Origin of the sequence: Streptomyces glaucosporus (genome assembly GCF_039533345.1) — a bacterium.
Classification (GTDB): domain Bacteria; phylum Actinomycetota; class Actinomycetes; order Streptomycetales; family Streptomycetaceae; genus Streptomyces; species Streptomyces glaucosporus.
This window is the reverse complement of record NZ_BAAATJ010000013.1, coordinates 114,348-126,397: the sequence shown is the minus strand read 5'-3', so window position 1 is coordinate 126,397 and position 12,050 is coordinate 114,348. Positions and strand designations below refer to the sequence as shown.

At 75.1% G+C, this 12,050-nt stretch carries 12 protein-coding genes; 5 read left to right on the top strand and 7 right to left on the bottom strand.

The annotated features are described in order from the left end of the window. Positions 1 to 96: 96 nt before the first annotated feature. Together ABD358_RS15750 and uvrB are read right to left on the bottom strand one after the other, a co-directional pair. Positions 97 to 675: a TerD family protein gene (locus ABD358_RS15750; protein WP_344631636.1), complete on the bottom strand. Its 579-nt coding sequence runs from the start codon at positions 673 to 675 to the stop codon at positions 97 to 99. Between the two features lie 127 nt (positions 676 to 802). After that, positions 803 to 2,941, bottom strand: a complete 2,139-nt coding sequence (gene uvrB, locus ABD358_RS15745; RefSeq protein ID WP_344631635.1) for an excinuclease ABC subunit UvrB — start codon at positions 2,939 to 2,941, stop codon at positions 803 to 805. A 178-nt stretch (positions 2,942 to 3,119) separates the two neighbouring features. Here uvrB and ABD358_RS15740 point away from each other — a divergent pair, with 178 nt between their 5' ends. The 3 genes from ABD358_RS15740 (at position 3,120) to ABD358_RS15730 (ending at position 6,116) form a co-directional block, all read left to right on the top strand. Continuing rightward, complete coding sequence (locus tag ABD358_RS15740; RefSeq protein WP_344631634.1) at positions 3,120 to 4,085, top strand: glycerophosphodiester phosphodiesterase; 966 nt, start codon at positions 3,120 to 3,122, stop codon at positions 4,083 to 4,085. A 50-nt stretch (positions 4,086 to 4,135) separates the two neighbouring features. Continuing rightward, complete coding sequence (locus ABD358_RS15735; RefSeq protein ID WP_344631633.1) at positions 4,136 to 4,702, top strand: methylated-DNA--[protein]-cysteine S-methyltransferase; 567 nt, start codon at positions 4,136 to 4,138, stop codon at positions 4,700 to 4,702. A gap of 127 nt (positions 4,703 to 4,829) precedes the next feature. Next, positions 4,830 to 6,116: an MFS transporter gene (locus ABD358_RS15730; RefSeq protein ID WP_344631663.1), complete on the top strand. Its 1,287-nt coding sequence runs from the start codon at positions 4,830 to 4,832 to the stop codon at positions 6,114 to 6,116. A 52-nt stretch (positions 6,117 to 6,168) separates the two neighbouring features. Here the strand turns inward: ABD358_RS15730 and ABD358_RS15725 are convergent, their stop codons facing one another. Then, entirely contained in the window at positions 6,169 to 6,903 is a 735-nt protein-coding gene (locus tag ABD358_RS15725) for a PIG-L deacetylase family protein (RefSeq protein ID WP_344631632.1), read from the bottom strand. Positions 6,904 to 6,947: 44 nt separating this feature from the next. After that, entirely contained in the window at positions 6,948 to 7,424 is a 477-nt protein-coding gene (locus ABD358_RS15720) for a type II toxin-antitoxin system PemK/MazF family toxin (protein WP_344631631.1), read from the bottom strand. Between the two features lie 98 nt (positions 7,425 to 7,522). Between ABD358_RS15720 and ABD358_RS15715 the strand changes: the two genes are divergently transcribed. Then, positions 7,523 to 8,200 carry an AIM24 family protein gene (locus ABD358_RS15715; RefSeq protein ID WP_344631630.1) on the top strand — a complete coding sequence of 226 codons (678 nt, stop codon included), beginning with the start codon at positions 7,523 to 7,525 and terminating at the stop codon, positions 8,198 to 8,200. 822 nt (positions 8,201 to 9,022) lie between these two features. Here the strand turns inward: ABD358_RS15715 and ABD358_RS15710 are convergent. Continuing rightward, complete coding sequence (locus ABD358_RS15710) at positions 9,023 to 9,409, bottom strand: hypothetical protein (protein WP_344631629.1); 387 nt, start codon at positions 9,407 to 9,409, stop codon at positions 9,023 to 9,025. A 259-nt stretch (positions 9,410 to 9,668) separates the two neighbouring features. Next, positions 9,669 to 10,391, bottom strand: coding sequence for an HNH endonuclease family protein (locus tag ABD358_RS15705; RefSeq protein ID WP_344631628.1), 723 nt, complete (start codon positions 10,389 to 10,391; stop codon positions 9,669 to 9,671). A gap of 282 nt (positions 10,392 to 10,673) precedes the next feature. On the opposite strand from ABD358_RS15705, the gene ABD358_RS15700 reads away from it, so the two are divergent. After that, positions 10,674 to 11,456 carry a hypothetical protein gene (locus ABD358_RS15700; RefSeq protein ID WP_344631627.1) on the top strand — a complete coding sequence of 261 codons (783 nt, stop codon included), beginning with the start codon at positions 10,674 to 10,676 and terminating at the stop codon, positions 11,454 to 11,456. A 21-nt stretch (positions 11,457 to 11,477) separates the two neighbouring features. On the opposite strand, the gene ABD358_RS15695 is transcribed toward ABD358_RS15700, so the two are convergent. Beyond that, on the bottom strand, positions 11,478 to 11,849 hold the full coding sequence (locus ABD358_RS15695) for a tetratricopeptide repeat protein (protein WP_344631626.1): 372 nt from the start codon (positions 11,847 to 11,849) through the stop codon (positions 11,478 to 11,480). Positions 11,850 to 12,050: the final 201 nt, after the last annotated feature.

Below are 12,050 nucleotides of genomic sequence, written 5' to 3'. Positions count from 1 at the left end.
CGCGGCGCTCCGCGGTGCTCCGGCGTCCTGCCGCGGCGGCGGGCCCGGCGGAGGGCAGTGCCTCCGCCGGGCCCGGAAGCCGCCGTGCCGCCGCGCCTACAGCAGCGGCAGCATCGCCGGCAGCAGGTCCTGGAAGGTGCGGCCGTTGGCAGAGGCGCCCAGGGCCGTCATCTGCCAGCCGCTGCCCTGGCGGTGCACCTTGGCCATGATCTGCGCGGTGTACTGGCCGCCGCCGGTGAGGGTGTAGCGCGCCAGTTCCTGGCCGTTCGTCTCGTCCACCAGCCGGCAGAAGGCGTTCTCCACCTCGGCGAAGGTCTGGCCGGTGAAGGAGTTCACGGTGAAGACGATCTGGTCGATGTGGACCGGGACCCGCTGGAGGTCCACCAGGATCGACTCGTCGTCACCGCCCTGCCCGGCGCCGCCGACGAGGTTGTCGCCGGTGTGCCGCACGGAGCCGTCGTCGCTCACCAGGTGGCGGAAGAAGACGACGTCCACGGGCTGCTGGTCGGCGAAGAGCACGGCCGATGCGTCGAGGTCGATCTCCTGGGTGCGCCGCCCGAAGAGGCCCCGGCGGGGGGCCGCCTGCCAGCCGAGTCCCATCCGCACCGCGGTCAGGGTGCCCCCGTCGGCCTTCTGCAGACTGACCGCCTGCCCCTTGGACAAGTTGACCGTCACGTGCGTTCCCCTCTTTCCATCACTGCGATCGGCCGTCATCGCCGACGGCTGCCCCGAACCCTACGCACCGCGGCCGCGGGGCCGGGCGGCGTCGGACGGCTTTGTGTCGTTGTTGCAACACTTCCCGCTACCGCAGCCCCGCCTCCTTCATCTGCCGCAGTTCCTTCTTCATTTCGCTCACCTCGTCGCGGAGCCGGGCGGCCACCTCGAACTGCAGCTCGGCCGCCGCGGCCCGCATGCGTTCGGTCATCTCCTCGATGAGTTCGGCGAGTTCGGCCGCGGGCCGGTCGGTGGGCCGCCCGGCGCTCCTGCCTCCCGGGCCGCCGTCGCCGCGCGCGTCGCGGCCGAGCGCCGGGACCGGGGCCCGGCCCTTGCGCTCCCCGTCCGCGCCCGCGCCCCGGTAGCCGGTGTCCAGCAGCTCCCGGGTGTCGACCTCCTCGCGCGCGATCGTCGCCACGATGTCGTTGATCTTCTTGCGCAGGGGCTGGGGGTCGATGCCGTGCGCCTCGTTGTAGGCGATCTGCTTGGCCCGGCGCCGGTTGGTCTCCTCGATGGCCCGCTCCATCGAGGGGGTGATCCTGTCGGCGTACATGTGCACCTGGCCGGAGACGTTGCGCGCCGCGCGGCCGATGGTCTGGATCAGGGAGGTGCCCGAGCGCAGGAACCCCTCCTTGTCCGCGTCGAGGATGGCCACCAGCGAGACCTCCGGCAGGTCCAGGCCCTCGCGCAGCAGGTTGATGCCGACCAGCACGTCGTACTCGCCGGCGCGCAGCTCGCGCAGCAGCTCGACGCGGCGCAGGGTGTCCACGTCGCTGTGGAGGTAGCGGACCCGGATGCCCAGCTCCGTGAAGTAGTCGGTGAGGTCCTCGGCCATCTTCTTGGTCAGCGTGGTGACCAGGACCCGCTCGTCCTTCTCGACGCGGGTGCGGATCTCGTGCACCAGGTCGTCGATCTGCCCCTCGGTGGGCTTGACCACGACCTCGGGGTCGACGAGGCCGGTGGGCCGGATGATCTGCTCCACCACGCCGTCGGAGCGGGACAGCTCGTACTGCCCCGGGGTGGCGGACAGGTAGACCGTCTGCCCGATGCGCTCCAGGAACTCCTCCCACTTCAGCGGCCGGTTGTCCATCGCGGACGGGAGCCGGAAGCCGTGGTCGACCAGCGTCCGCTTCCGCGAGGCGTCGCCCTCGTACATGGCGCCGATCTGCGGGACGGTGACGTGGGACTCGTCGATGACCAGCAGGAAGTCCTCGGGGAAGTAGTCGAGCAGGGTGTGCGGCGGGGAGCCCTTCTCGCGGCCGTCGATGTGCAGCGAGTAGTTCTCGATCCCGGAGCAGGTGCCGATCTGCCGCATCATCTCGATGTCGTACGTGGTCCGCATGCGCAGCCGCTGGGCCTCCAGCAGCTTGCCCTGCTTCTCCATCCGGGCGAGGGTCTCCTCCAGCTCCGCCTCGATCCCGGCGATCGCCCGCTCCATCCGCTCGGGGCCCGCCACGTAGTGGGAGGCGGGGAAGACGTACAGCTCCTCGTCCTCGGAGACCACCTCGCCGGTGATCGGGTGGAGGGTGGAGAGGGCCTCGATCTCGTCGCCGAACATCTCGATCCGGACGGCCAGCTCCTCGTACACCGGGAAGATCTCGACGGTGTCGCCGCGCACCCGGAAGGTGCCCCGGGTGAACGCCATGTCGTTGCGGGTGTACTGGATGTCGACGAAGCGGCGCAGCAGCTCGTCCCGGTCGATCTCCTGGCCGACCTTCAGCGGCACCATCCGGTCGACGTACTCCTGCGGGGTGCCCAGGCCGTAGATGCACGAGACGGAGGCCACCACCACGACGTCGCGCCGGGTGAGCAGCGAGTTCGTCGCGCTGTGCCGCAGCCGTTCGACCTCCTCGTTGATGGAGGAGTCCTTCTCGATGTAGGTGTCCGTCTGCGGGACGTACGCCTCGGGCTGGTAGTAGTCGTAGTACGAGACGAAGTACTCGACGGCGTTGTTCGGCAGCAGTTCCCGGAACTCGTTGGCGAGCTGGGCGGCGAGCGTCTTGTTCGGCGCCATCACCAGGGTCGGCCGCTGGAGCCTCTCGATCATCCAGGCCGTGGTCGCCGACTTGCCGGTGCCGGTCGCGCCGAGCAGGACGACGTCCTTCTCGCCCGCCCTGATGCGCTTCTCCAGCTCGTCGATGGCAGCCGGCTGGTCGCCGCTGGGCCGGTAGGGGCTGACGACCTCGAAGGGCGCCACCTTGCGTTCGATCTGAGTCACGGGCCGCATGCCACCACCGTACGGCCCCCCACCGACATCCGGGGCCGGTGCCGGACGGCCGACGGGCGGGGGTCTTCCTTGGGGCGTTCAGGTTCTGTCCACTTTTCGCCCACGTATCCGTCCCCGGATGCCGGAATGCTTCCGGTGTCAGCTGGAGCCAGTGCACCGAAGACGTGAGGAGTCCTCCGTGTCCCTACGCCCCTCTGCCGCCGTCGCCGGTTCACTCGCCGGCCTCTGCGCGCTCGCCCTCGCCGCCGCCGTCCCGGTCCAGGCCGCGCCCCGCGCGGACGCCCCGCGCGGGGCCGCCGCGCAGGCCCCCGTGCCGGTGGCGCACCGCGGTGCCTCCGCCTACGCCCCCGAGAACACCCTGGCCGCCGTGGACGCCGCCCACGAGCGGGGCATCGCGTGGGTGGAGAACGACGTGCAGCGCACCAAGGACGGCGAGCTGGTCGTCCTGCACGACGACAACCTGGCCCGCACCACCAACGTGGAGCAGCTCTTCCCCGGCCGCTCCCCGTGGAAGGTCGCGGACTTCACCGCCGACGAGATCGCCCTGCTGGACGCGGGGAGCTGGTTCGCCCCGCGGTTCGCGGGCGAGCGGGTGCCCACCCTGGAGCAGTACCTGCGGCACCTCGACCGCACCGGCCAGAACCTGCTGCTGGAGATCAAGAAGCCCGAGCTGTACCCGGGCATCGAGGCGGACATCCTGCAGGAGCTGCGGGACGAGGGCTGGCTGGACCGGCGGCACGTGCGCGACAAGCTGATCGTCCAGAGCTTCGGCGCCGACTCGGTGCGCACGCTGCACCGGCTGGCGCCGGCCGTCAAGACCGGTTTCCTGGGCGCCCCGGCCGTCGGCGACCTGCCGGACTACGCGGAGTTCGCCGACCAGATCAACCCGCCGCACACCGGCCTGTCCGCGGAGTACGTGCGGGAGGTCCACGCGCTGAAGGGGCCGCACGGCAAGCCGCTGGAGGTCTTCACCTGGACGGTGAACGACGCGGCCACGGCACGCCGGGTGGCCGGCATGGGCGTGGACGGGATCATCTCCAACAACCCGGACGTCGTCCGGGACGCCACCCGCAGCACCGGAGAGGACGGGGAGGACACCGGGGAGGACACCGGAAAGGCCGCTCCGGGCGCCCTCCCCGGCTGACTGTCCGGAAGTGGACGGCCGCCGCCGGCGGCGGCCCGTAGTCTCGGCCCATGACCGAGACTCCGCGGACCCCGGCAGCGGCGGCGCCGGCGGCCTGGACCGTGCGGGACACCCCGATCGGCCCGCTGCTGCTCGTGGCGACCGGGCGGGGGCTGGCCGCCGTCGTCTTCCACGCCCGGGGGCCGGCGGTGCGCCGGTCCCTGACCCGGCTCGCCGGGCGGCTGGGCGCCGAGCCCGTGCGGGACGACGGCGGCGACCCGGTGCTGGCCCGGGCCGCCCGGGAGCTGGACGCGTACTTCGGCGGCACCCTGCGGGAGTTCTCCGTCCCCCTGGACTGGTCGCTGACGTCCGGGTTCAACGGACGGGTGCTGCGCACCCTGGCCCGAACGGTGCCCTACGGCGGCGTCGTCGGCTACCGGACCCTGGCCGAGCGCGCCGGCGCGCCGGACGCGGCGCGCGCGGTGGGCGTCGCCATGGGCTCCAACCCCCTGCCGGTGGTGGTGCCGTGCCACCGGGTGGTGGAGAGCGACGGCGGGATCGGCGGTTTCGGCGGCGGGCTGGAGACCAAGCGGGCGCTGCTCGCACTGGAGGGGGTCCTTCCCGCCCCGCTGTTCTGAGGCGCCGGCGGCCCGGACCCGTTCCGGCCCTCCCCCGGTGGACCGCGCCCGGCCGCCCGCGCCTGGCAGACTGCCCACCGTGACCGACCCCGCCGAAACGGCCGACCCCGCCGACGTTCCCCCCGGCATACCCCGCGGCGCCGCCCCTCCCCCCTCGGGGGAGGCCCTGGCGGCGCTACGCCGCCGCACCACCGCCGTGCTCGTCGTGAGCCAGATCCTGGGCGGTCTGGGCGTGGCGACGGGCATCGCGCTGGCCCCCGTGCTGGCCGAGGAGATCGGCGGCTCCGAGGGGCTGGCGGGTCTGGCGTCGACGTCCTCGGTCCTGGGCACGGCCGTGCTGTCCCTGCCGTTCGCCGCCCTGACGGCCGCGCGCGGCCGCCGCGCGGGACTGACCCTGGGCTACCTGACCGGCGCGGCGGGCGGCGCCGTCGTGCTCCTCGCCGCCGCCGTCGGCAGCTTCCCGCTGCTGCTGCTGGGCATGGCCGCCTTCGGCGCGGCCTCCTCGGCCAACCTCCAGGCCCGCTTCGCCGCCGCCGACCTCGCCGAGCCGGCCCGCCGCGGCCGGGCCATCTCCCTGGTGGTGTGGGCCACGACCATCGGCGCCGTCCTGGGCCCCAACATCGCCGCCCCGGCCGGGCGCAGCGTGGCGGGCCTGGGGATCGCCGAGGCCGCGGGCCCCTTCCTGTGGGGAGGGGCCGTCTTCCTGCTGGCCGCCGCCGCGGTGTTCGTCCTGCTGCGCCCCGACCCCCTGCTCACCTCCCGTGCGCTGGCCGCCGGGGCGGCCTCCGCCGCGCCGGCGCAGGGCCGGTCGCTGCGGGCCGGGCTGGCCGCCGTCTCCGCCTCGCCGCCCGCCCGGCTGGCCCTGACCGCCATCGCCTGCTCCCACACCGCCATGGTCTCGATCATGGTGATGACGCCGGTCGACCTGGGCCACCACGGCGCGGACATCGAACTGATCGGCCTGGTGATCAGCGGCCACATCGCCGGCATGTACGCCTTCTCCCCGCTGATGGGCTGGCTGTGCGACCGGCTCGGCCGGGTCTCCGTCGTCCTGTCCGGCATCGCCCTCCTGGCGTGCGCGGCGCTGACGGCCGGCACGGCGGACGGCGACCACGTCCGAAGCGCCGCGGGCCTGTTCCTCCTGGGCCTGGGCTGGTCGGCGGGGCTGGTCGGCGGCTCCACCCTGCTCACCGACTCGGTGCCGCAGGAGGCCCGGGCGGCCGTGCAGGGACTGTCGGACCTGTCCATGAACGCCTCGGCGGGCGTGGGCGGCGCGCTCTCCGGTCTCGTCGTCGCCCAGGCGGGCTACGGCTGGCTGAACGCGATGGGCGCCGCCCTGCTGCTGCCGGTCGCCGCGCTCGCCCTGCTCGCGCGGCCCCGCGGCGGGAAGCGCCCGGCCCCGGGCGGCCGATGACGCGTCCGGGGCCGGGGGCTTCCGTCCCGCGGGCCGCTCCCGGCGCGGCGGCTCAGCGCCTGGGGTACAGCTGGAAGGACACGGCCCGCCGCCCGCCGGTGCGGTCGGCCGCCTCCACCGTGCCGGTGACGATCTCGCGGGCGTACTCGGCGGGTTCCCTGTCGTCGAGCGCCGTGATGTACGCGCGGTGCTCGGCGAGCGAGGCGACGGCCCGTTCGACGTCCTCCTCCCCCACCTCCACGGCGTGCGTCGGCGCCGGCGACCCGGCGGCCGCGACCCACCGCACCCCGTCCCAGGGCGTCAGGCCCTCCTCCGCCAGGTCGGTGAAGATCCAGCGGTTGCCCGCGTCCCCGGCGGCGTCCAGCACGGCGCGTCCGACCGCCCGGTGGTCGGGGGTGTTCCACCAGCCCGGGCCCCAGGTGTCGTGGGGGTTGAGGGTGATCACCAGGTCGGGGCGGTGGCGGCGGATCGCGGCGGCCAGGTCGCGGCGCAGGGGGACGCCCTCCTCGATCACCCCGTCCCGGTGGTCGAGGAACTCCACGCTCTCCACTCCGACCACGGCCGCGCTCGCCCGCTGCTCCGCCTCCCGCACGCGCGCCGCCTCCGCCGGCTCCATGGTGTCGATCCCGGCCTCGCCGCGCGTCACCAGCAGGTAGGCGACCTCCTTCCCGGCCGCCGTCCAGTGCGCGACGGCGGCCGCCGCGCCGTACTCCAGGTCGTCCGGGTGGGCGACGATCGCGAGTGCGCGCCGCCAGTCCTCCGGCATGGGGTCGAGCCGGTCCTCCACAGTGGCCTCCCGAGTCGGGTTGACGGTCCGCCGGTGCGCGGCGGTCAGTGCCAGCCGTACAGCTGCCGGAGGCGGTGCACGACGGCGTTGAACCTCGCCCGGTCCAGCGCGCACGCCTCGCGCCGCATTCCCAGCGGGTGGACCCGCAGCACGCGGTCCAGGTCCACCCACGAGTCGCGTCCGGAGCGGTCCCACGGCCCGGAGCCGATCGGCATCCAGTCGTGGCGCCCGCCGCGGGGTCTGCTGGAGAGCTGCACGGCCAGCAGGGTGCCGGCGGGCTCGCGCGCCACGACGAGGACGGGCCGGTCCTTGCCCCGTCCGTCCCCCTCCTCGTAGGGCACCCAGGTCCATACGATCTCGCCGGGGTCGGGGTCGCCGTCCGGGGCGGGCGCGTAGGCCGTCCGCACCGTCCCCACCTCGTCCGCCCGCGCCTCGGCGGTCGCGGTCGGCCCCCACCGGCCCGGGCTCTCCCGGGGCCCGGGGATGCGGAGTCCGGCCGCCTGTGCCTCGTCCATCGCCATGGGCCCACGCTAGCGGCACCGTCCGCGCCCCACACGCCCGGCGCGGCCGGGGCCGTGTACGGCTTGGCGGACCGGAGGGGTTCGGGGAGCATACGCCCATGCGCAGCGACCTCTTCGCCTCCGAGAACACCGTCCGGCCCGCCACCGCGCCGGGCATGTCCCTGCAGAACCCCAAGACCATCAGGTACGTGGTCGACGGCGAGTGCTACGCCCGGCAGGGCGCGATGATCGCCTTCCGCGGCGATCTGAGCTTCGAGAAGAAGGGCCAGGGGGTGGGGAACTTCCTCAAGCGGGCCGTCACCGGCGAGGGGCTGCCCCTGATGGCCGTCCGCGGCCGGGGCGAGGCATGGTTCGCCCACGACGCCGCCAACTGCTTCCTCGTCGACTTCGCCCCCGGCGACAGCCTCACCCTCAACGGACGCAACGTGCTGTGCTTCGACGCGAGCCTCGGCTACGAGATAAGGGTCGTCAAGGGGGCGGGCATGGCCGGCGGCGGCCTGTTCAACAGCGTCTTCACCGGCCAGGGCAGGCTGGGCGTGGTCTGCGAGGGCACTCCCGTCGTCATCCCCGTCTCCCCGCAGCAGCCCGTCTTCGTCGACACCGACGCGGTGGTCGGCTGGAGCACCCACCTCGCCACGTCCCTCCACCGTTCGCAGAGTTTCGGCTCGATGCTCCGCGGCGGTTCCGGGGAGGCGGTTCAACTCCGTCTGGACGGCGAGGGGTTCGTCATCGTCCGCCCGAGCGAGTCCCGGCCGGGGAACCAGACGCAGGGCTGACCGGGGCCACCGGGCGGGCCGGGGGGCGCGAAGACTCGTCCGCGCGCCTTCGCGGGTGTCAGGGAGCGGGCCGGGCAACGGCGTTGTCGCGGTGTCAGGCCGGTGTGCGGGTGCTCACACGGCGTGTCCCGAACGGGGCCGGGACCGATACGGTGTGAGGGTGTTGTCATCCCCCCGCTTCCCGTCCCCAGCGTCTCCCCGCCTGTGCTGCCTCAACGGATGGCCGCACCCGCGACCGGCCCGGGACCGGTGCCGTCCGGCGGGCGGGAGGGAGCACGCCGGACGGCCGGTGGTCAGGGCCGGGCACCGGTCCGCTTCCGGCCGGGCCGCCGTCTGCCGGAGGCTGTGCGGCTACCCGCTGCCCCCGACGGCTCCCTGAGGCCTTCCCCGGCCCGGCCGCACGGGCCCGGCGGGCCGGCGGGGGCGTCCCCGGCGCGCCAGCCGCGCGGCGCGGAGCCCGGCGAGGAGGGCGGGCAGCGGGGCCCCGCCTGCCCGGTGCGGCCGGTGACCCCCTGTGCGGCGCGCTCGACCACGCCGGCGGCATGCCGGTGGCCGTCACCGCGGCGCCGCGCGGCGGCCCCGCCCGCGGGCCGTGCCCATGCCGCCGGAGCCGTCCCGGGCCGTCGCCCGAGGAGACGCCGCCCGCGTCGCCGGCGACGGTGACCTGTCCAAAGGCGCGCACTTCGCCGCCGGTACCGTCCTGTGCCGGGCCGTCGGCCGCGCCGTCGCCGGATTCAACGGCTCCGGTGGGGCGGCGACGCGCGGGCCGCCTGCGACGATCCGCGGCCGGGGCCGGAGGGAACGGCTCCCTGCCCGGCACCGCTAGGAGTACGGGCAGTGCTTCGCGCCGTCGAGGTACAGGCAGCCGCCGTCCCCCATGCGCCACTCGTGGATCTCCGGCTGCCCCTTGTCGGGGTAGGTGAGGATCGTGCTGCCCCTGACCTCGTACCGGCCCGTCACCCTGATCGTCCCGACCTCCCGTGTGAAGAAGCCGTCCTCGTAGAAGCTGTGGACGGTCGGCTCGAACGCGCTCGCGTGGTCCGTGGTCCAGCTTCCGATCAGCTCGGCGGGGACGCCCTGCCGGTTCTCACCGGCCCCGGCCTCCCCCGGAGCGCCGCCCTGCCCCTCCGCGCCGGCCTCCCGGCCGCATCCACCCAGCAGAAGCACGGCGGCCACCACCACCGCGGCCGTGCGCCGTGTCGTGTCCACAGGCCCCCCGCCTCCGTCCTGTCGCCCGGCGCCGCACAGTACCCCCGCCGCCCACCGGGCAGAGGCGGTGTGGGGGAATACGGACGTCCGGCCGGGGAAAGTCCGTCAGCCGGCCCCTCCCGCCGTGCTCCGTCGGCGTACTCCCCCTACGGCGATGAGGGGAGGCGGCCCTCCCCCGCCCCGCCGCCGGGCCGTCGGACCGCCCCGGGGAAACCGGACGGGACGCGTCAGGGCCGGGACGGAACGCGCGGGCGGCGCGTCATCCGCCGCACTGACGGATCATCATGCTCTTGTCCGGGGCGGTGACGGGCAGTTCGTACTCCAGCGCCACCTGCGCGAAGCGCACCGCGTAGGCGCATCTGATCCGCCTGTCGGGCGGCAGCCAGGACGCCGGCCCGGAGTCGCCCTTCGCCGCGTTGGCGCGGCCCTCGACCGGCAGCAGGTTCAGCGGGTCGTTGGCGAACCGCTCGCGCTTGTCCTCCGGCCAGCGGGACGCGCCCATCCGCCAGGCGTACGACAGCGGCACCACGTGGTCGATCTGCACCTCGGCGGCGTCCCGCTTCCTCCAGTCGATCTCCTTGCCCGTGTACGGGTCGGCCAGCGTCATGGAGACGACCACGCAGTCGGAGCCGGACCGGAAGCGGAGGTTCTGGCCGTCGCGGCGTATGAGGTCGTTCCGGGTGTCGCACCCGTTCCTCGCGAACGGCACCCCGTCGGCCGTGTCCATCCACGCGTAGCCGAACTCGTCCCGGTCGTAGCCCGTCCCGGGTCCCCGTCCCTTCGTGGCCAGCCCCTCGATCAGCTCCCGGGCCTCGGCCCTCTCCCCGGGGTCCGTCACCGGCGCGAGTCCGGGTTCCGTGCCGTCGGGGTTCTCCAGCGGGCTGACCGACCGCCCGTCCGGCGCGGCGGCCCCGGCGCCGGGCGCGGCGCCGTCCTCCAGGGCCCCGCAGCCGGGGACGGCCAGCAGCACGGCGGCCGACATCCCGGCCAGGCCGGCGAGCCGGGCCCGCCCCCGGCCCGCGCGCCCTCCGGGCGCCGCCGTCCACCCCCTCCGCCGTGGGCCGCGGGGCTGGCGGGGGGACGGGGCGGTGGAGGCTTCGGGTGTCACATGCGGTCCAGGGGTCGGCGGTACGGGCAGGCCGTCGTTGTCCTGCCCGTGTTCATGATGCCGCCCCCGCCCGGCGGAAAACCCGTTGCCTCCCGGCCGGCCGGACGGAACGGTGGACGACCGTCACAGTGATCGTCTCCACGGGGGTGTTCCGCCATGGCGAGTCGCTTCGCCGCCATCGGGTTCGAGGTGCGCGACCGGCAGGAGTACGGCGGGCTGCTGCGCCGGCTGTACGGGCTCGGCCGGGCCGAGCCCGTCGGCGGGGGCGCCGTGCGGGTGGTGTGGACGGGCGCGGGCGGCGCGCGCGTCGAGTTGGAGGTCGACGGCGGGGGCGCGCTGGCGTACGTCCTGCCGTGCCTGGTGCCCCGGGGCGCCCCGGTGCCGGTGCGCAGGATCGCGCTGGCCCCGGACGGGACGGCGCACGTGGAACTGCTGGACGGCGAGGGCGGGAGGACGCTGTGCCCGCTGCCGGTGGCGCTGACCGACCGTGCGGAGCTGCGCGCGCTGGGCCGCGGGCCGGGCGGCGCGCCCGTGGAGGGGCGCCTGCGGCTGAGCGCCCTCGCCGAGCGGATCGGGCTGCACGCGGACGCCGCCGCGTACGACGCGGCCCGGGACGGCCGGACGCCGGGGCTCGCGCCGGACTTCCTCATCCCCTCGGGGCTGTTCCGCCCGGAAGGCGCCGGCCGGGACTGGGCTCCGACGGCGCACGCGCTGTTCGCGGGGGAGGTGGTGGCCGCCGAACGCGTCCGGAACGAGACCGGCGGCGGGGTCTTCCACCGGCTGCGGGTGCGGACGGCCGGCGGGATCGAGGTGGACGTCGCGGCCGCCGGCGCCCGGCTGCCGCGGGATCCGGCGCCCGGTCAGTGGGTGGAGGGGACCTTCTTCATGACCGGCTCGCTGGGGCTGGCCATGCCGGGTCCGGCGGGCCGCCCGGAGTGACCCGGGCGGCCCGCCGGGACCTCAGGCGGCGTGGTCGCCGAAGCGGGCCGCCTCCCAGAAGTCCGGCCGGGGGTCCAGCGCCGCGGCGAGACGGAAGTGGCGCAGCGCCTCGTCGTCCCGGCCCGCCCGTTCCAGGGTGCGGCCGAGGGCGTAGTGGGCGAAGGAGTTGTCCGGTTCGCGCTCCAGCACGATCCGGAACTCGTCCTCGGCGGCGCGGAGCTGGGCGCTGAGGAAGAAGGCGCGGGCCCTCAGCAGGCGGACGGAGGTCTTCTCCGGGAAGGCGGCCACCACCGACTCCAGGAGCTTCAGCGCTCCCCTGGGGTCGCGGGCCGCCAGCAGCTGCTCGGCGGCGCGGAACTGGATGACATGGGTCTCGGGCGTGGCCTCGGGCACGTCGGCGCCTCCTCGTCCGCCTCCCCGCGCGTCCGGCCGGGCCGTGCTCGCACGGGGCGCGGGGTGCGGTCCTCGGGTACAGGTTGTGGTTCCGGGGCGCCGCGCGACGTTGCGGGGGCGTCGCGGACGTCGTGGTGCACCGCCACGGGAACGCGCCGGCGTGCGGGCATATTCCCCCGTGCGGGGGAGTCTTCCCGTCCT